Annotated in this window: 16 protein-coding genes; 3 read left to right on the forward strand and 13 right to left on the reverse strand. The window is 50.7% G+C overall.

Annotated features, from left to right (window positions below):
• The first annotated feature begins 49 nt into the window (after positions 1-49).
• From gloB to AC6R10_RS07860, 3 genes are all read left to right on the forward strand, one after another.
• Positions 50-808: a hydroxyacylglutathione hydrolase gene (gene gloB / locus AC6R10_RS07850; RefSeq protein WP_500631721.1), complete on the forward strand. Its 759-nt coding sequence runs from the start codon at positions 50-52 to the stop codon at positions 806-808.
• Between the two features lie 70 nt (positions 809-878).
• A complete protein-coding gene (locus tag AC6R10_RS07855) occupies positions 879-2,453 on the forward strand; it encodes a LysM peptidoglycan-binding domain-containing protein (protein WP_500671923.1) in 1,575 nt (524 codons plus the stop codon).
• Positions 2,450-3,136, forward strand: coding sequence for a YIP1 family protein (locus tag AC6R10_RS07860; protein WP_487901269.1), 687 nt, complete (start codon positions 2,450-2,452; stop codon positions 3,134-3,136). The genes AC6R10_RS07855 and AC6R10_RS07860 overlap by 4 nt, the downstream gene beginning before the upstream one ends.
• On the opposite strand, the gene AC6R10_RS07865 is transcribed toward AC6R10_RS07860, so the two are convergent.
• The 13 genes from AC6R10_RS07865 to bamA all read right to left on the reverse strand — a co-directional run bounded on the left by AC6R10_RS07865 (position 3,126) and on the right by bamA (position 18,326).
• On the reverse strand, positions 3,126-3,980 hold the full coding sequence (locus tag AC6R10_RS07865) for an endonuclease/exonuclease/phosphatase family protein (RefSeq protein WP_500671924.1): 855 nt from the start codon (positions 3,978-3,980) through the stop codon (positions 3,126-3,128). The genes AC6R10_RS07860 and AC6R10_RS07865 overlap by 11 nt on opposite strands.
• 154 nt (positions 3,981-4,134) lie before the next feature.
• Entirely contained in the window at positions 4,135-4,473 is a 339-nt protein-coding gene (gene glnB / locus AC6R10_RS07870) for a nitrogen regulatory protein P-II (RefSeq protein ID WP_334554486.1), read from the reverse strand.
• 172 nt (positions 4,474-4,645) lie between these two features.
• Positions 4,646-4,960 (reverse strand): c-type cytochrome, encoded by a 315-nt coding sequence (locus tag AC6R10_RS07875; protein WP_334554484.1) that lies wholly within the window; start codon positions 4,958-4,960, stop codon positions 4,646-4,648.
• 103 nt (positions 4,961-5,063) lie between these two features.
• Positions 5,064-6,392, reverse strand: a complete 1,329-nt coding sequence (gene tilS / locus AC6R10_RS07880; RefSeq protein ID WP_500671925.1) for a tRNA lysidine(34) synthetase TilS — start codon at positions 6,390-6,392, stop codon at positions 5,064-5,066.
• Positions 6,393-6,531: 139 nt separating this feature from the next.
• Entirely contained in the window at positions 6,532-7,491 is a 960-nt protein-coding gene (gene accA / locus AC6R10_RS07885) for an acetyl-CoA carboxylase carboxyl transferase subunit alpha (protein ID WP_334554481.1), read from the reverse strand.
• A gap of 34 nt (positions 7,492-7,525) precedes the next feature.
• Positions 7,526-11,005 carry a DNA polymerase III subunit alpha gene (gene dnaE / locus AC6R10_RS07890; protein ID WP_500671926.1) on the reverse strand — a complete coding sequence of 1,160 codons (3,480 nt, stop codon included), beginning with the start codon at positions 11,003-11,005 and terminating at the stop codon, positions 7,526-7,528.
• A gap of 86 nt (positions 11,006-11,091) precedes the next feature.
• The gene (rnhB, locus tag AC6R10_RS07895) at positions 11,092-11,709 is read right to left on the reverse strand and encodes a ribonuclease HII (RefSeq protein WP_500633916.1); all 618 of its coding nucleotides are present in this window, start codon (positions 11,707-11,709) and stop codon (positions 11,092-11,094) included.
• Complete coding sequence (gene lpxB / locus AC6R10_RS07900; RefSeq protein ID WP_500672024.1) at positions 11,710-12,852, reverse strand: lipid-A-disaccharide synthase; 1,143 nt, start codon at positions 12,850-12,852, stop codon at positions 11,710-11,712.
• A gap of 90 nt (positions 12,853-12,942) precedes the next feature.
• The gene (gene lpxA / locus AC6R10_RS07905) at positions 12,943-13,731 is read right to left on the reverse strand and encodes an acyl-ACP--UDP-N-acetylglucosamine O-acyltransferase (protein ID WP_334554546.1); all 789 of its coding nucleotides are present in this window, start codon (positions 13,729-13,731) and stop codon (positions 12,943-12,945) included.
• 1 nt (position 13,732) lies between these two features.
• Positions 13,733-14,185: a 3-hydroxyacyl-ACP dehydratase FabZ gene (gene fabZ / locus AC6R10_RS07910; RefSeq protein ID WP_334554476.1), complete on the reverse strand. Its 453-nt coding sequence runs from the start codon at positions 14,183-14,185 to the stop codon at positions 13,733-13,735.
• 155 nt (positions 14,186-14,340) lie between these two features.
• Positions 14,341-15,372 (reverse strand): UDP-3-O-(3-hydroxymyristoyl)glucosamine N-acyltransferase, encoded by a 1,032-nt coding sequence (gene lpxD / locus AC6R10_RS07915; protein ID WP_500671927.1) that lies wholly within the window; start codon positions 15,370-15,372, stop codon positions 14,341-14,343.
• A 6-nt stretch (positions 15,373-15,378) separates the two neighbouring features.
• A complete protein-coding gene (locus tag AC6R10_RS07920) occupies positions 15,379-15,888 on the reverse strand; it encodes an OmpH/Skp family outer membrane protein (RefSeq protein ID WP_500671928.1) in 510 nt (169 codons plus the stop codon).
• A gap of 14 nt (positions 15,889-15,902) precedes the next feature.
• The gene (gene bamA / locus AC6R10_RS07925; RefSeq protein WP_500671929.1) at positions 15,903-18,326 is read right to left on the reverse strand and encodes an outer membrane protein assembly factor BamA; all 2,424 of its coding nucleotides are present in this window, start codon (positions 18,324-18,326) and stop codon (positions 15,903-15,905) included.
• Between the last annotated feature and the right edge of the window lie 10 nt (positions 18,327-18,336).

Consider the following 18,336-nt stretch of genomic DNA (forward strand, 5'->3'; position numbering starts at 1 on the left):
CCTGCTTCACTCAAGAGTCGATGACGACAGTGTCACTGGAGAGACTTCCATGTTAGAGATCAAAAGCATACCTGCATTTAACGACAATTACATCTGGCTTATCGAAAATCGAGATAAGCGTTGTGCGGTTGTTGACCCCGGTGATGCGGCTCCAGTCCTGGCGTATCTCAAACAGCACGAATTGAGTTTGGAAGCGATTTTAATTACCCACCATCACAATGATCACATTGGCGGCGTCGCCGAGCTAGTGCGCCAATTCCCGACCATCAATGTGGTGGGGCCTGCAAGCGAGCCGATTCCAACCTTATCCCACTCTGTCTCTACTGGCGATCAAATTGAGCTGTTTGGTGAAGTGTTCCGTGTCATCGGCCTTGAAGGACATACATTAGGTCATATCGGCTACGTCGGTGATGGCAAACTGTTCTGCGGCGATGTGCTGTTTTCTGCCGGCTGTGGGCGCGTGTTTGAAGGCACAATGGAACAGATGCATACCTCATTGTGCAAACTGGCGGCTCTGCCTGATGAGACCGAGGTCTATTGCGCTCATGAATATACCGCGAGCAATGTCGCGTTTGCATTGGCGGTCGAGCCCGATAACGTCCAACTTCAGCAATATCGTGATGAAGTCAATCGGCTGCGTGCCCAAAATCAACCCACCCTCCCTACCACGCTTGGGAGAGAAAAACGCATCAACCCTTTCTTGCGTACCGGTGAACCCAGTGTCATGCGCTCGGTCGCCAATCGGACCCAAGAGACAGACGCACTCGCGATATTTAGCGCATTACGTGAGTGGAAGAACGAATTTTAGCACTTTGGTGCTTGTCACTGCCTAAGTGACGAAAGTATTATCAGCAGCCAAAGATTAAAAGGGCTGGATAATGCGATTGAAACATAGCTGGGCTTTGGCTCTCCTGCTGACAGGGTGTCAACTGACTCAGTCTGACCATACCGGTGAAGGCGAAAGCCCTGACACCAATACTCCTAACACGGCTTTGCAGCACACATCAGTAGCTGCGAAGCCCGCGACCAAGACAAAAGCCACCAAACCCGCGCCCGTTGTGACCCCAGAGTCTCAAGAAGATGTGTGGCAGCGAATTGCGATGCAACTCGAGATGCCAATCCCGGAGCACAAAAGCGTGGATTACTACCGCACTTGGTATCTCAAACACCCTAACCATCTCAAAACCGTCTCCGAGCGCGCACAGCCATTTCTCTACCTAATCACGGAGAAAATCGAGCAGCGTGGCCTTCCGCTAGAATTGGCCCTGCTTCCTGTCGTAGAGAGCTCATTTGATGCCTTTGCCTACTCGCACGGTAGCGCCGCTGGCTTGTGGCAGTTTGTACCTGCGACCGGTAAATCCTTTGGCTTAAAACAGAACTACTGGTATGACGGACGTCGAGATGTCGATGCCGCGACCGATGCCGCACTTGACTACCTCACTCAGTTAAACCGCCGCTTCAATGGCGATTGGCAACATGCCATCGCGGCCTACAACAGCGGCGGCGGTCGTGTTTCTAGTGCGATTCGTAAAAACAAGAAGCTTGGTAAACCGACCGATTTTTTCTCGCTTGACCTCCCTAAAGAGACCAGTGGTTATGTTCCTAAACTGCTCGCCCTAGCGGATGTGGTGGCCAACCAAGAAAAATACGGTATCGATATTCCTGCCATCGCCAACCAACCTGTGGTTGAGCTGGTTGATCCTAAAGAGCAGTTAGATCTGGCGATTGCAGCCAACTACGCTGGCCTAACGGTAAAAGAGCTGCAAAGCTTAAACCCTGCTTACAATCAGTGGGCCACCGCACCCGATGGCCCACATCAGTTATTGCTGCCCGTCAATTCGGTCGCACCATTTCGCCAAGCCGTTGAAGCCAACCGTGGTCAAGGTCTAAAAGTGGTGCGTTACAAGGTGAAATCGGGCGATAGCCTGAGTGTGATTGCCAACAAACACAACACAACCACTAAGGTGATTCGCACCGCCAATAACCTCAAAGGCAACACGATTCGCGCGGGTCAGTACCTGATGATTCCGACCTCGACCCGTGACGACAAAGCGTACACCTTGAGCGCATCCAACCGATTGGCACAAACCCAGTCTCAAGCGCGTGGCACCTATAAACTGACGCATACGGTGAAGTCAGGGGAGAGCCTCTGGAGCATTGCCTCTACCAACAACGTATCGCACCAATCCTTGGCAAAGTGGAATGGCATGAGCCCAAGAGACACCTTGCGCGTTGGCCAATCACTGGTGATTTGGAAAGAGAATAAAGAAGGCGCGATCATTCGCACTGTCTTTTATGATGTCCGCTCCGGAGATACCCTCAGTGGTATCGCGAGCAAGTTCAAAGTGAAAAGCCGCGACATCGTCAAATGGAATGACCTGAGCAATCAGAAATACCTCAAGCCCGGTCAAAAACTCAAGTTGTATGTCGATGTCACTAAGGTGAGCGTATGAACCCGTCAAGTAACCCTTTGATCATGCTGGTGGATATTTTCCGTTCGCCCAGCGCTTGCTTTCTCGCCTTGTACCAGCGCGGCATGTGGGGATGGCAACCCTACTTGTTTCTAATTCTGTCGCCATTTTTGTTCTGGGGCGCCTACTTTGACATGGTCAATGTTGCCTGGCTACAAGAGACACTAGAAGCGCAATTGGCCATCACCAATCCTGAGCAGCTCGCCCTACTGGATGCCAATACCTTAATGGCCAGTGAGATCATCAGTGATGTCGCCGGACGCACACTGACGATTGTGATGTTGGCGTTTTGGTTTAATTTGGCTACTAAGCCGAGTCAGCATCAACATGGATTTTGGCGTTGGTTTGCTGCGAGCGCGGTGATCACCTTCCCAGCGATCATTGGCGATTTGGCGAGCTACATCAGTGTGCTGTTAAAACACGGTCAAGTGATGGTCTACGCTGCCGATCTCAATAGTTTGAATGGCTTACTCAAATTGCCGCTGACTCACTCATGGTCGCAATTTGCCAGCTCATTTCCTTTGCTGCTGCCTTGGTACATCGCGCTGGGATATGCGGCGGTCGGCACTTGGACAGAGTTTGAGCGTGGCCAAGCGTTAGCCATCGCCGCTCTCCCTTGGGTCGCTTACTACCTGATTTGGGCTCTCTATATTGTTATTTTTTAAGCTCAAAACTGGCTAACATTGGATTATGATCGGAGGCGTCACTGTGTGGTGCCTCTGCTGTTTTCAGCGTCAATCCACGATAGAAGATATGATCCAGCTGCAGGCCCGTCAGAAACTGAGTGCGGTTATCAGGCGTAAAAGTGACCGCGTTGAGCGCTAAGCCCGACAACGCTTGACGCATCACCGTCATGCGCTCTTCACTCCAACTGTTAAAATCCCCCGCCACCAGCATTGGCCCCTGATGCTTTCTGAGCTCCGTCACCAAGGTGTCAATTTGGCGCAGGTACTCTTGAGTGCCATAAGTGAAATTAACCGCATGAATGTTGACCACGGCAAGCTCACGGCCATCACTCAACGGATAACGAGCATAGAGCGCCGATTTGGGTAAACGCAGCCAAGGTTCCAATTCAGTGTAAGCGCAAGCCAGACGCGGGGCACCGAGTGTCAAATTGAGCACTCCGGCACTGGTATCAAACACTTTAAACGCATCCACTTGGGTGCCAAACCAACGCGCTTGTTCAATGTATTGCTTGAACGCCTCCCCCATGCTCGCCTCTTGCAGCAGCACCAACTGCTTGTTGTCACTGAGCTCGCGCAGCGCTGATTGCCAAGAGGGACGATTTTGCTTGTAGATATTCCACACCAAGATATTCAGTTGCCCCTCTTTATCCAGCGCAGGCGCCTGTGGGTTCTGGTAGCAATGCAGAGAGACCTGACTCTCTTGATTGGAGAGCGAGTAGACCAGACGGTCGGCAGGCAAGATAAAAATGGTATGAAAGAGCGTGAGCCCCATTAGCGTGAGCGCACTTACGGTGATCAGTGTAATGGTAAGGCGCTGTTTCATTTCGCGACCCTATTTGGAAAAGGGATAGTTGGAAAATAGAGAGTGAGAAAAGGCATAGCTAGAAAAAACATAGAGTAAAACGCGTGGTAGGGAAAGCGGTCTTAGATAAAACAAAAGAGCCATTGGGCTCTTTTGTTCTCATTCGGATTCAGCGTTAAATCGCTTCTTCGTCTTCTTCACCCGTACGGATGCGTACCACGCGCTCCACATCAGTGATAAAGATTTTACCGTCGCCAATTTTACCGGTTTGTGCGGTTTCGATGATGGTGTCGACACACTGCTCAGCCACCTCTTCGTTGACCACAATCTCAAGCTTCACTTTTGGCAGAAAGTCGACCATGTACTCCGCGCCGCGGTAGAGCTCTGTGTGACCTTTCTGACGACCAAAGCCTTTCACTTCAGAGACCGTCATACCTGTGATGCCGACTTCTGCCAACGCTTCACGTACGTCATCTAATTTAAATGGCTTGATGATGGCTTCGATTTTTTTCATGTTCATCCCTTAAACTTGCGCAACATATTTCCCTGATTATCACACGAACATCATGCAATAAAAAGCCCGAGCCAACACTCACCAACAGTTTGTCACTTACCATGGTTATGACTCGGGTTCTTTAACCAATCCCACCGTCGCAAAGCGCTGACGAGACTGGTGAAAAATGGTGTTATTTTAAGCTCGCGTAATAAGCGGCTAAGTTTTCGATATCCGCATCACTGAGCATCGACGCTTGCGCCTGCATTACTGCTGCCAAGCCGCCATTGCGCTCTTTGTTTTTGTACGCCTTGATAGAGGAGATCAAGTACTGCTCATTTTGACCCTTTAAGTTTGGATAGCCAGGGATCACGGCAATACCATCAGCGCCATGACACGCTGCGCACACGGCGGCCTTCGCTTGCCCTGCCGCCGCATCACCCGCCGCTAATGCGTGTCCACTCACTAATCCTAAGCTCATCATCACTGTGATTGCGATTGTCTTCATTGCTCTTCCTTATCCATTGTCTTTTTTGTTTGATGACGATGGGTATCGCCACTCCCCAATAAGGCTAGGGGTATTATTTTTACGATTGTGGCACAACTCTGGTTTACTTGTTCCAGGTAAGTTCACAATCTTGACCAATAAAGGCTTTATCTACAAAGAGATGCGCCACTGCTGCAACTTGGTCACCACACATTAAAATCGGCGTTCGGCGCCTCAACCAGCTGGGTACGCCGTACTCCTGAAACAGTTTTTTCATCGGCCGGCGATGACCTCGTTCAGAAGGGTGAGCGGTAAAACCTTGCGGGTCAAAAGTAATACGCAGGGGCTGTGCACTAAGCGCTGCTAAAGATAAATGCCCTTGAGAAGAAGTGCGCAGCGCGAGGTGCCCCAAGTTGGCGGGGAGTTCGATGCTCTGACCGATAGCAATCTCATGCTGCCAATGTTCAAGACTGGCGTGATCGTCCACCAAGTAGAGTCGCTGCTGATAACGACGAACCTCTCGCTGACCATCCACAACAAACCTAGGGTTCGCATCACAGCGCGCCAGTGCCACTTGTTGCCATATCAATGCGAGTTGATTGACGCTTGGCATGGCGAGTTGGTGCTCGGCAAACCACATGCGCATCAACCTTGCACGCATCACCTCACTGCACGTGCTTAAGGCTTCAATCGATAAGCTCGCATCGGCAAGCAGAACTGCGGCGAACTTATCCTCAAGCAGTTCATCAAGTAGTAACTCTTGCTCGGCGCACAGCTGCGCACTGCGCGCAATCGCAGTGGGTAAGTGGGGCCAGCGCTCGGTCAGCACGGGGGAGACATGATGGCGAATAAAGTTGCGATCAAAGCGGGCATCTTGGTTGCTTTCATCCTCTATCCAATCGAGCTGATGTTCTCGCGCAAAAGCGACGATCGCGTCTCGGCTCACATCGAGTAAAGGGCGCAGCAACGTCCCTTCGCGCAAAGGTTTTTGCTTACCCATCGCAGAGAGCCCTTTCGGCCCGCTGCCGCGTTTTAACGCGAGTAGAAACGTCTCGACTTGGTCATCGCTATGATGCCCAGTTAACAGCACATCGCCTTGGCTGAGATAGTGTTCGAGGGCTTGATAACGCGCCTGGCGCGCCTTCGCTTCAAGGCTTTCACTGCCGCAATCGAGCGTCACTTTCTCTACATGGCACTCCATCTGCGCCGACGCGGCCCATTGCTCACACCGCTCAGCCCAATGGTCCGCATTTGGACTTAAACCATGATGAACGTGAACCGCGCAGACATCGAGTTCCGAGCGCTGCGTGGCACGATATTGATGAAGTAGATGCAGCAAAACACGCGAATCAACGCCACCACTGAGCGCCAACACCACACGTGGCTGGCTCTGTTTGGATGCATCGAGATACCTCGACAAGGCTTGGCTAAAGTGTGAATAGAGATCAGTCATAAGGCATCAAGGTTAGACTCATTGGCCAAAGTGTATCACTGCCACTTGGAGGGAGCTATGCTGCTCAAGCGCAAAAGGCGAGCGCCACAACGCAAAAAGGCCGAAACAGAGTTCGGCCTTGAAAGATAGAGACGGTCAATTAACAGTAACCGTAGCTCATCAAACGCTGGTAACGACGCTCAAGAAGCGTATCGTTGTCGAGCGAGGCTAGGTCATCAAGCTGCTTGAGTAGCGTCGCTTTCATATTTTGCGCCATCTGAACATGATCACGATGCGCACCGCCTAGTGGCTCTTCAATGATTTCATCAATCAGCTCAAGCTCTTTAAGACGAGGAGCAATCAGACCCATCGCCTCTGCCGCTTGCGGCGCTTTGTCTGAATCACGCCACAAGATAGACGCACAACCTTCCGGTGAAATCACCGAGTAGGTCGAGTATTGCAGCATGTTGACGTAATCACCAACACCGATCGCCAATGCACCGCCAGAGCCGCCTTCACCGACGACGTTACAAATCACAGGCACTTTCAAGCCCGACATGACTTTCAAGTTGGTCGCAATCGCTTCTGACTGACCGCGCTCTTCAGCGCCAACACCTGGGTAGGCACCGGCAGTATCAATGAAGGTAATGATCGGCATGTTAAAACGCTCAGCCATTTCCATCAAACGCTTAGCCTTACGGTAACCTTCTGGCTTAGGCATGCCAAAGTTGCGTTTCACTTTGTCACGAGTCTCACGTCCTTTTTGATGACCAATGATCATCACAGGTCGGCCATCAAGGCGTGCCATACCGCCGACAATCGCTTTGTCATCCGCGTACGCTCGGTCACCGGCTAGCTCTTCAAACTCGGTAAACATATGCTGGATGTAGTCCAGCGTGTAAGGACGTTGTGGGTGTCGGGCCAGTTGAGCGGTTTCCCACGCACCAAGATCACTGAAGGTCTTTTTCTTCAGTTCTAAACTCTTTTTCTCTAGCTGTTCGATCTCTTTCGCGAGATCGACGCCAGAATCACCACCATGACGAGACACATCACGTAGCGCTTCGATTTTTGCTTCTAGCTCTGCGATTGGTTTTTCAAACTCTAAAAAATTCAGGCTCATCTATCGATCCTTGTGGGTTTGGCGTTCACCAAACTTAGTTAAATTCGAGTTCCACTTGGCTAGCACCAAGCAGTTGTTTTAAATTGTCTAACAGTTCGTCGCTTGGCGTTACTCGCCACTGGGTCCCTAGCGTTAAACGCGCTCGTGCATCGCTACGCTGGTAGTATACATGGACAGGGACTGTCCCTGCCCGATAAGGCTCTAGTATTTGACTAAAGCGCTCAAAAAACTGCCCATCAATTTGATTGTGATCGATGGAGAGCGACAAACCACGCGCGTATTTTTCTCGCGCTGATCCAAGATCCATGACTTCACGGGCCGACATTTTAAGTCCCCCATTGAAATCATCAAAGCTGACCTGTCCAGAAACCACCAGAATTCGATCTTTTTCAAGCAATTCGGCGTAGCGATCCAGCGCATCGGAGAACAACATCACCTCCATGCGGCCACTGCGATCGTCCAAGGTCATAATGCCAATACGCGATCCTCGCTTGGTGGTCATCACGCGTGCTGCGACCACCAACCCCGCCACCGTGACACTTTGATCGCGCCGAGTCGGCGTTGCATCGGCCAAACGGCAACTGGTGTATTTATCTAACTCTTTAAGGTACGCGTTGATAGGATGCCCCGTCAAATAGAGACCTAAAGTATCACGCTCCCCTTCTAGCCACACTTTTTCTGGCCAAGGTGGCACCTTGGTGTATTTGTGTTCGACTTCCTCAGGCGCTTCGGTCAATACGCCAAACAGATCCGTTTGACCAAAGGCTTCGGCTTGGTGATGCTGACTGGCCGCTTTGACTGCATCATTGAGTGACGCCATCATCGCCGCTCGATGTGGCCCCAATCTATCAAGCGCACCGGCGTAAATCAGTTTTTCAATCACACGTTTATTGACCTTTTTCAGATCGATTCGTGCACAGAAATCAAATAGGTCTTTGAAGTGACCGCCCTCTTGTCTCGCTTGCAAGATGGCATCAATCGGCCCCTCACCGACACCTTTGATGGCGCCAATACCGTATACAATGGCGCCATCTTCATCGACATTGAAACGATACAAACCAGAGTTAATGTCCGGTGGTAGCACCTTGAGCTTCATGCGTAAGCATTCGTCCACCAGACCAACCACTTTCTCGGTGTTGTCCATATCGGCGGTCATCACCGCGGCCATGAATTCCGCAGGATAGTGCGTTTTTAACCACAGCGTTTGGTACGACACCAAGGCATAGGCAGCAGAGTGCGATTTGTTAAAGCCATAACCGGCGAATTTTTCCACCAAGTCAAAAATCTTCATCGCCAACTCGCCGTCGACGCCGTTTTTAATCGCACCCTCTTCGAAGATGGCGCGCTGTTTGGCCATCTCCTCAGGTTTTTTCTTACCCATAGCTCGGCGCAACATATCCGCGCCACCGAGCGTATAGCCCGCGAGGATCTGGGCAATCTGCATCACCTGCTCTTGGTAGAGAATGATGCCGTAGGTCGGGTCGAGGGTCTCTTTGAGCGATTCGTGTTGCCAGGTTTCATCTGGGTAGGAAATCGCTTCGCGGCCGTGCTTACGGTCGATAAAGTTATCCACCATCCCCGATTGCAGCGGGCCCGGTCGAAATAGGGCCACCAGTGCGATGATGTCTTCAAAACAGTCTGGCTGAAGTCGCTTGATCAGCTCTTTCATTCCGCGTGATTCAAGCTGGAATACCGCTGTGGTCTCGGAGTTTTGCAGTAAGCGGAATGATGGCGCGTCATCGAGTGGGATCGATTCGATTCTCACCGGTACTTTCCCTTCGCGCTCAAGGCGAGGGTTAATCAGCCCCAAAGCCCAATCGATAATGGTCAGGGTACGCAGCCCCAAGAAGTCGAATTTCACCAGACCGGCGGTTTCCACATCGTTCTTATCGAACTGAGTGACAGGGAAATGCCCTTCCGCATCGGCATAAATCGGAGCAAAGTCAGTGATGGTAGTGGGTGAGATAACCACGCCCCCTGCGTGCTTACCGGCGTTTCGTGTACACCCTTCAAGGATGCGACACATGTCGATCAGCTCTTTGACATCTTCGTCGGCTTCATACAGCTCAGGTAATGCAGGTTCGGCCTTGAACGCTTTTTCGAGCGTCATACCCGGATCGGGTGGCACCAATTTAGAGATGCGGTCAACAAATCCAAACGGATGGCCCAGCACTCGGCCGACATCTCGGATAACCGCTTTGGCCGCCATGGTACCGAAGGTAATGATCTGCGATACCGCATCACGACCATACATTTCCGCCACGTGATCGATCACCTGATCACGCTTGTCCATACAAAAGTCGACGTCAAAATCGGGCATCGAAACACGTTCTGGGTTCAAGAATCGCTCGAACAGCAAATCGTACTCAAGCGGATCCAGATCGGTGATCTTTAGCGCGTACGCCACTAAGGAGCCGGCACCCGAACCTCGGCCAGGGCCTACAGGAATATCATTGTCTTTGGACCACTGGATAAACTCCATTACGATCAAGAAGTAACCCGGGAAGCCCATGTTGTTGATTACTTCCAACTCGACTTGCAAGCGCTCATCGTATTCTGGCCGTCTTTCGGCACGCACTTGCGGGTCAGGGAACAGGAACTCCAGTCGCTCTTCGAGACCTTCTTGTGACTTTTTCACCAAGAACTCGGTTTCCAACATGCCATCGGTTGGGAAGGCCGGCAGGAAGTACTCACCCAGTCTCACGGTTACGTTACAACGCTTAGCAATTTCTACACTGTTCTCTAGGGCCTCAGGGATGTCGGCGAATAGCTCGCACATCTCTTCTTCGGTGCGCAAATATTGCTGAGGGCTGTAATTTTTGGGGCGGCGCGGGTCTTCTAAGGTGTAGCCATCATGAATCGCGACGCGAATTTCATGAGCATCAAACAGCGAGGGCTCGAGAAACACCACCTCATTGGTCGCCACCACGGGCAGTTGCTGCTGCTCGGCAAATTCGAGCGCGAAGTGCAGGTAGCTCTCTTCGTCGTTACGCCCGGTTCGAGTGAGTTCGAGGTAGAAACGGTCGGAAAAATGTTGCTGATAAAACTCGGCGCACTGCTCGGCAATCCCTTGGTTTCCTTTCAGTAGCGCTCGGCCAATTTCACCGCTTCGACCACCGGACAGCACAATCAAACCTTCAGAAAGCTCAGCCAACCACGCTTTGTCAATCACAGGCTGGTGTTGAACATGGCCTCTCAAGTAGGCTTTAGAAATCAATAAGGTGAGATTATTGTAACCGGTGTTGTCTGCCGCAAGCACCGTCAGTTTCGTCAACTCATCGCCAAACTCCGGCGATTGCATGACAAAATCCGCCCCTATGATGGGTTTTACGCCACAGTTGTGCGCAGTGCTGTAAAACTTCACCAAGCCACATAGGTTGGTAAAATCGGTGAGCGCAACGGCAGGCATACCTAGTTCAGCCACTTTCTTCACCAAGGGCGGCACTTTCGACAGGCCGTCAATCATGGAGAAATCACTGTGAACTCGAAGGTGGATAAACTTAGGGTCGTTCATAGGTTGTGAATCACTTAGGGTACAAATAGGTAACATCAGTTGGGGGCTATTCTACGTTATCGCCCCCGCTCGCTCAATTCACAAGGCTACTCGATGCCGAGCGCGCGTTTCACCGGCTTAAAGCTTTTGCGATGCTCATCAATCACGCCGTGCGCTTCAATCGCCGCAAAATGGGCTTTGGTCGGGTAACCTTTGTGTTGCGCAAAACCAAATTGCGGATGTCGCTTATCCAGCGCTTCCATCTCTTGATCGCGCACCACTTTTGCGATGATTGACGCTGCACTGATTTGCGCGACACGCAAATCACCTTTGACGACCGCCATCGCATCCATAGGCAGCTCTGGGACTCGGTTGCCATCAATCAGAGCGAGATCGGGCGTTAGCGATAAACCCGCAATCGCACGCTGCATCGCAACCATTGTCGCTTGAAGAATATTCCACTCATCAATTTCAGCAGGAGAGCATCGACCAATAGACCAAGCCAACGCTTTCTCTTTGATTTCCGGTAGCAAGGCTAAACGCTTTTTCTCAGAGAGTTTTTTTGAATCATTGAGCCCTTCGATCGGATTGTTCGGGTCGAGGATCACCGCTGCGGTCACGACATCGCCGACTAAAGGACCACGCCCCACTTCATCGACACCGGCAATCCATTGATAGCCCGTTGGGTACTCAAACGGGGCTAAGGGGGTAGCTTGTTTTGCCATTTATGCTTTACCTATTAATGATAATACGGCGTTGGCCGCTTGTTCATCGGCGCCTTTACGAATCGAATGATGCATCTCGGTGAATTTCTCGACCATCGCCTCCCCTTCACCAGCTAAGAGCCTTTCTATCTCCGCACTGAGATTTTCTGGTGTGCACGCTTCGAGTAAGTACTCTTTAACGATCTCTTTGTCTGCCAAAATATTGGGTAAAGAGACAAACGGCGTTTTGACTAAGCGACGCGCGATAAACGCAGTAATGGCGTTCACTTTATACCCCACCACCATAGGGCGCTTAATGAGCATACACTCTAACGCCACGGTGCCAGAGGCCAGCAGGACCGCATCGGACGCCGTAATGACATTACGCGCGGTATCATCCACTAAGGTGAACTCAAGCTCTGGTGCATAAGTTTGCCAAGCTTGCTCAAATTGCTCACGACGCTTAGGGTTAACCAACGCCACCACAAAGCCTAAATCGGGATGGGTTTGATGCAGGCGTTGGCAGGTTTCAAGGAAAGGTTGGGAGAGCATGTTAAGCTCACTGCCGCGACTGCCTGGCAGCACTGCTAACCAGCGTTTATTCGGGTCCAAACCGAGCAGCTCACGCGCGGGCGTTTTTTCCGAGACCATAGGAATCGCATCAGCAAGGGTATGGCCGATAAACTCACACGGCACTTGGTGGCGGTCATAGAAGGCTTTTTCAAACGGCAAAAATGCAAGCACCAGATTCGTCGCCGCTTCAATCTTAACGATACGTTTTTGTCGCCACGCCCAAACCGACGGGCTGACATAATGGACGGTTTTAATGCCCGCTTGCTTTAAACTGAGCTCAAGCCGTAAGTTGAAATCAGGCGCGTCGATACCGACAAACACATCGGGCGGATTGTGAGTAAAGTAATCGACCAAAGAGGCTTTAACTTTGAGCAGTCTCGGCAATCGACCCAGCACTTCGACCAGCCCCATCACGGCCAGTTCTTCCATATCGAACAGAGATTCGCAGCCCTGAGCGATCATCTTAGGGCCACCAATACCGACAAATTCCGCATTGGGGTAGCGCGCTTTTATCGCTTTGATAAAGCCCTCGCCTAAGGTATCACCAGAGAGTTCTCCCGCGACGATACCAATTCTCAGTGGCTTTTCCATTGTCATGATGTATCGGTCCAATTAAATGCAAAATAAAAAAGGCCGTCTGATTTCCTAGACAGCCTTTTAGACATCGAGCGCAGGCCGCGATTAACGAATAATGCCGCGTTCTGTATTTTCCAGCATGTGCGAGAAGCGGCCGACAGAGGCAAACTCTTTCGCCATTTCCGCCAAGATAGGTTTCACCTCTTCCATGGTTTTGCCTGAGCGGTAGATTTCTTTGTACGCTTTTTGTAGGGCGCGAATCTCCGCTTTTTCAAACCCATTGCGCTTAAGGCCAACCAAGTTCAAACCAAATGGAGTGGCGTGGTTACCTTGCGCTAAGACATAGGCAGGCACATCTTGGACGACCGCAGAACAGCCACCAATATACGCGTAAGCCCCGACCGTACAGAAAGGGTGAATCGCTGATAGTGCCATCACACCCGCGTAATCTTCCAAGGTGACATGACCACCTAAAATCGCGTTGTTTCCGATGTGTGTATGGTCACCAACAATCACGTCGTGGGCGATGTGTGCGTTAACACACAATAGGTTGTCGTTACCAATAACCGTCGTCGCTTTGTCTTGCACCGTGCCACGGTGGATCTGCACCGCTTCACGAATAACGTTGCGATCGCCAATCACCACCGTTGTCTCTTCGCCGCCGTATTTCTTATCTTGGTTCTCTTCACCAATGACCGCGTGCGGGAAGATGCGGTTCTCTTTACCTATCGTCGTATGACCTTTGATCACGACATGGGACATGATTTCTGTGCCCTCACCAATCTCCACTTGGCCGGAGATGTAAGTGAAAGGCCCAACGGTCACATTCGCAGCGATGGATACGTCACCTTCGATGACCGCAGAAGGGTGAATTTGAGCCGTCTCATGAATCATATTAGAACTCTCGACGAGCACATTTAAGCTCTGCTGAACAAACCACTTCGCCATCAACCGTTGCTACACCATTGAATGCAGCAATGCCGCGGCGCTCTTTCAAAAATTCTACTTTGATCACCAGTTGATCACCTGGAGTGACCGGTTTACGGAACTTGGCTCCGTCGACACTGGCAAAGTAGTACAACTCATTCTCAGAGGGCGCACCAAACGATTTAAACGCCAAAAGACCGGTCGCTTGTGCCATCGCTTCCAAAATCAGTACGCCAGGGAACACTGGGAGTTGCGGAAAATGACCCGTAAACTGAGGTTCATTGACTGAAACATTTTTGATCGCCGTGAGGTACTGCGCTTCTTGAAAATCCGTCACACGGTCAATGAGCAAGAATGGGTAGCGATGAGGCAACAATTCCTGAATTTCAGTAATGTTCATCGTTTTATTTTCAGTAGTCAAAGTCATATTCCTATGTTGAATGCTAAATTCTTTTAAGTTGTGGCGCATTATAGACGAAAAAAGCTCGCAAATCGCGAGCCTTCGCTGACAAAAACGCATGAGCCGCCAGATAGACATAGCAGCGCTCAACGCACGAGTGCCTGTGGCACACCCTGTTAGTCAGGCTGTTGGTTTTCCAACTGCTTTTCGACCGCTTTCAAACGCTTGTTCATCTCATCAATGCGATGAACACGAGCGGCGGTTTTACGCCATTCACGATTGGTCTGCAGAGGAATACCTGACGAGTACATGCCTTTCTCTTCAATACCTCGCATCACCATGCCCATACCGGTAATGGTAACGCCATCGGCAATCTCAATATGACCATTGATCACGCTGCCGCCACCAATGATACAGTACTTGCCAATGGTGGTACTGCCAGCAACAATCGTACCACCCGCCATGGCGGTACCATATCCGATGTGTACGTTGTGCGCGATTTGCAGTTGGTTATCAAGAATGACGTTATCTTCAATCACCGTATCGTCAAGCGCACCACGGTCAATCGTAGTACATGAACCGATTTCAACTCGGTTACCAATGCGAACACTACCAAGTTGAGGAATTTTAACCCACTCACCTTTCTCATTGGCATAGCCAAAGCCATCTGAGCCAATCACAGTGTTGGCTTGCACTAGACAGTCTTCACCAAGAGAGACTTGATGATAAATGCTTACATTCGGCCATAGCTTGGTACCTGCACCAATTGAGGCGTTTTTGCCAATAAAGCAGCCCGCGCCAATCGAGACATTATCACCCAGTGTTGCGCCTGACTCGACCACCGCATTCGCGCCAATCGAGACATTGCTGCCCAGTGTCGCATCCGCAGCGATAACGGCACTTGGCGCGATTTCAGCCGCCGGCATAGGCGTAGTGTCTAGCGCTTGCGCCACTTTAGCAAACGCCACGTAAGGGTCTTCAACGACAAGCACGTTGCCGTGGCATTGCTCTCGCTGGGCCTCTTTGACCATCACCACAGTAGCTTGGCACTGAGCTAAGTGCTTGGCGTACTTTGGGTTAGAAAGAAAAGTGACATGGCCCGTTTGGGCCTTGTCCATCGGGGCAACCATAGTGACGGTCGCCGTTGCGTCGCCATACAATTGACCCGAGGTAATCGTTGCCAGTTCGGCAAGAGTCAGAGTTTTCATAAACGATTATTTAAGTGCTTTGATCACATCTTCAGAAATATCGAATTCAGGCTTACCGTATTGCAATGCAGTAATATCGATCACGAGATCGTAGCCTTCTTTTTCAGCGATTTTGTTCACCGCGTCTTGAATCACTTTAAACAGCTTCTGCTTCTCTTGTGCTTCACGACGAGCAGACGCTTGCTCAAGAGATTGACCTTTAATGCGGAATTCATTCTCGAGCTGCGCAATTTCGATACGCGCTTTTTCGACGTCTTCTTGGCTCATCAGCTCAGCGTCACGCTTAAGTTTTTCCACTTTGGTACGCGCTTTCGCTTCAATCGCTTTTAGTTCGTCCGCTTTGTCTTTAAAGTCTTCCTGCATTTTCTGCAGAGCGACTTCACGTTGGGGCAGAGCCTGAAACACCATGGCGGTATTGATGTAACCAATTTTTTGCGCCGCTTCTGCTGCATGAGCAAAAAGAGAAGACGCCATAATAACAAGGCCAAGGCCCGCCGCTTTGATAGTTTTGTTCACTGTAAAATTCCCCTTTAGAAGGTTCTGCCGATTGTGAAAGTGAAGAATTCTTCGTCATCACCTTCGTATTTCTTAATAGGTTTCGCTACCGAGAAGACCAATGGTCCCATCGGAGACATCCATTGCAACGCCGCACCGTATGATGCGCGGTAGTTGGTTGGATCTGAGTAATCCTCATAGTATTGGGTGCCCGCATAACTCGCATCGTAGTTAAACTCGGTATCCCACACACTTGCCGCGTCGACGAACACACTGGTTCGAATTTGGCTACGCACTTCATCAGACGCAAATGGCGTCGGTACAATCAGCTCCATACTGGCCAGCGCGATGGCATTACCACCAACCGAGTCGTCCGTTGCCACCACACAGCCGTCGTTTCCGCTGCTTGGAGGACAAACGCTCGAGTTGCTGGAGTTGTAAACCGCCCTTGGACCCGCTGAGTTGGAGCCAAAACCACGTAATGTGGTGAAGCCACCCGCATAGTAGTTCTCATAGAATGGGAACAAGTTATCGTTGCCATCCGTTTGACCGTAACCGTTACCGTAACCCAAGCGACCACGCATCAACAAGGTAAACTCGTGCTTTTTGGTCAATGGCACATACTGTCTCACGTCGTACTGCAGTTTAAAGTACTGTGCGTCTGAGCTAGGCACGGTGGCCTTGGCGAACGCGCGTTGGTAGTTACCTGCCGTTGGGAAGTAGCCCTTGTTGAGGTTGTTGCGCGTCCAAGAGACATTCACGTCAAAATCTTGAGTGATAATGTTATCGCTGTCACCTTGACCAATACTGGCCGCAAACTGCTGCGCCTGATCGTAGGTGGGCACGTTACCGATGTTGTTATGGGTGTAGCCTAAGCCGAATTCGAAACGGTTGAGTTCATCAAACGGGAAACCCCAAGTCACACTAGCACCATAACTTTCGTTGGTGTAGTCGATGATCCCCGCTTCTGACGCTTCAAATTCGTTGTAGAAAATCTTACCGCCCATACTGACACCATCGAGGTTCCAGTATGGATCGCGATACTCAAGGCTGACGTTCTTCTGGTAGTCGTTCATCATTGCACTGATACCGACGCGATCACCAGAGCCCGCAAAGTTATCTTGTTGCAAACCGACCTGGAAACTGACCCCCGACTCAGTGCCGTAGCCAACACCAAAGTTAATGCTGCCTGAGTTGGCTTCTTTGACGTTGTAGACAAGATCTACCTGGTCATCACTGCCCGGAACTCGTACCGTCTGGACATCGACGGTTTCGAAGAAGCCCAAACGGCTCAAACGGTTTTTACCCGTTTCTATCGCGCGCGAGTTAAGCCAACTGCCTTCCATCTGACGCATTTCACGGCGCAGCACTTCGTCTTTGGTCGCATTGTTACCGACAAAGCGAATATCACGAACGTAGATACGATTCCCCGCCTCGACATTGACAATCAAAGAGACCTGCTGATTTTCATCATCAAATTCAGGAATGGTGGTCACTTGTGGATAGGCATAACCGGCTTCACCCAGTACGCGCTTGATGTTCTCTTCAAGAGAGGTCACGGCAGAGCCATTGTAGATTTCTCCGTTTTCGAACGTGACCAAATCTTGCAGCTCTTGCTCTTTACCGATCAGTTCACCACGGAACTGGACATCTTTGACGGTATACGGCAAGCCTTCTGATAACCCCAGCGTGATGTACACCCCTTTTTTATCGGGTGAAATCGCGACTTGTGTCGAATCCACTTGGAATTTTAAGTAACCACGATCCAGGTAGTACGATCTTAAGGCTTCAATGTCGCCCGCTAAAACTTGCTTTTGATATTTATCATCGGCGAGGAAGTTCCACCATGCGACATCCACATTAAGATTGAAACGGCTCAGCAGCTCTTCATCTTCGAAGACTTCATTGCCGATAAAGTTGATTTGTTGGATTTTCGCAGAGACACCTTCAGAGAAGACGAATTTGACATCACTACGGTTACGCGGCAGCGGCGTCACGACCGCTTTGACTGACGCGTTGTATTTACCCACGCTGTAGTAGAAATCTTCCAACCCTTTCTCAATATTGGACAGGGTAGTACGATCCAGCGCTTCACCGACGCGCATTCCGGAGGCGTCAAGGTTTTGCTGCAACTGCTCTTCTTTGATCGCCTTGTTCCCAGAGAAAGAGATGCTGGCAATCGTTGGGCGCTCTTTGACTTGCACCAACAAGACATCGCCATCGCGAAGCACTTTGATGTTCTCAAAGTTACCTGAATCGTAGAGTGCACGAATGATCTCAGAAACGTCTTGCCCATCGACAGTGTCACCGACACGGACAGGCATTTTCAAAAGCGCCGCACCGAGAGCCACACGCTGTAACCCTTCGATCTGTATGTCTTCAACCACGAAGCTCTCGGCACCGTTTGCGCTCACACTCGTCGCGAGAAGCGTCGCAAACAGAATATTTTTCATCGCCATATTTGTTTTA

The organism is Vibrio sp. R12-SG2-ISO1 (genome assembly GCF_059834045.1).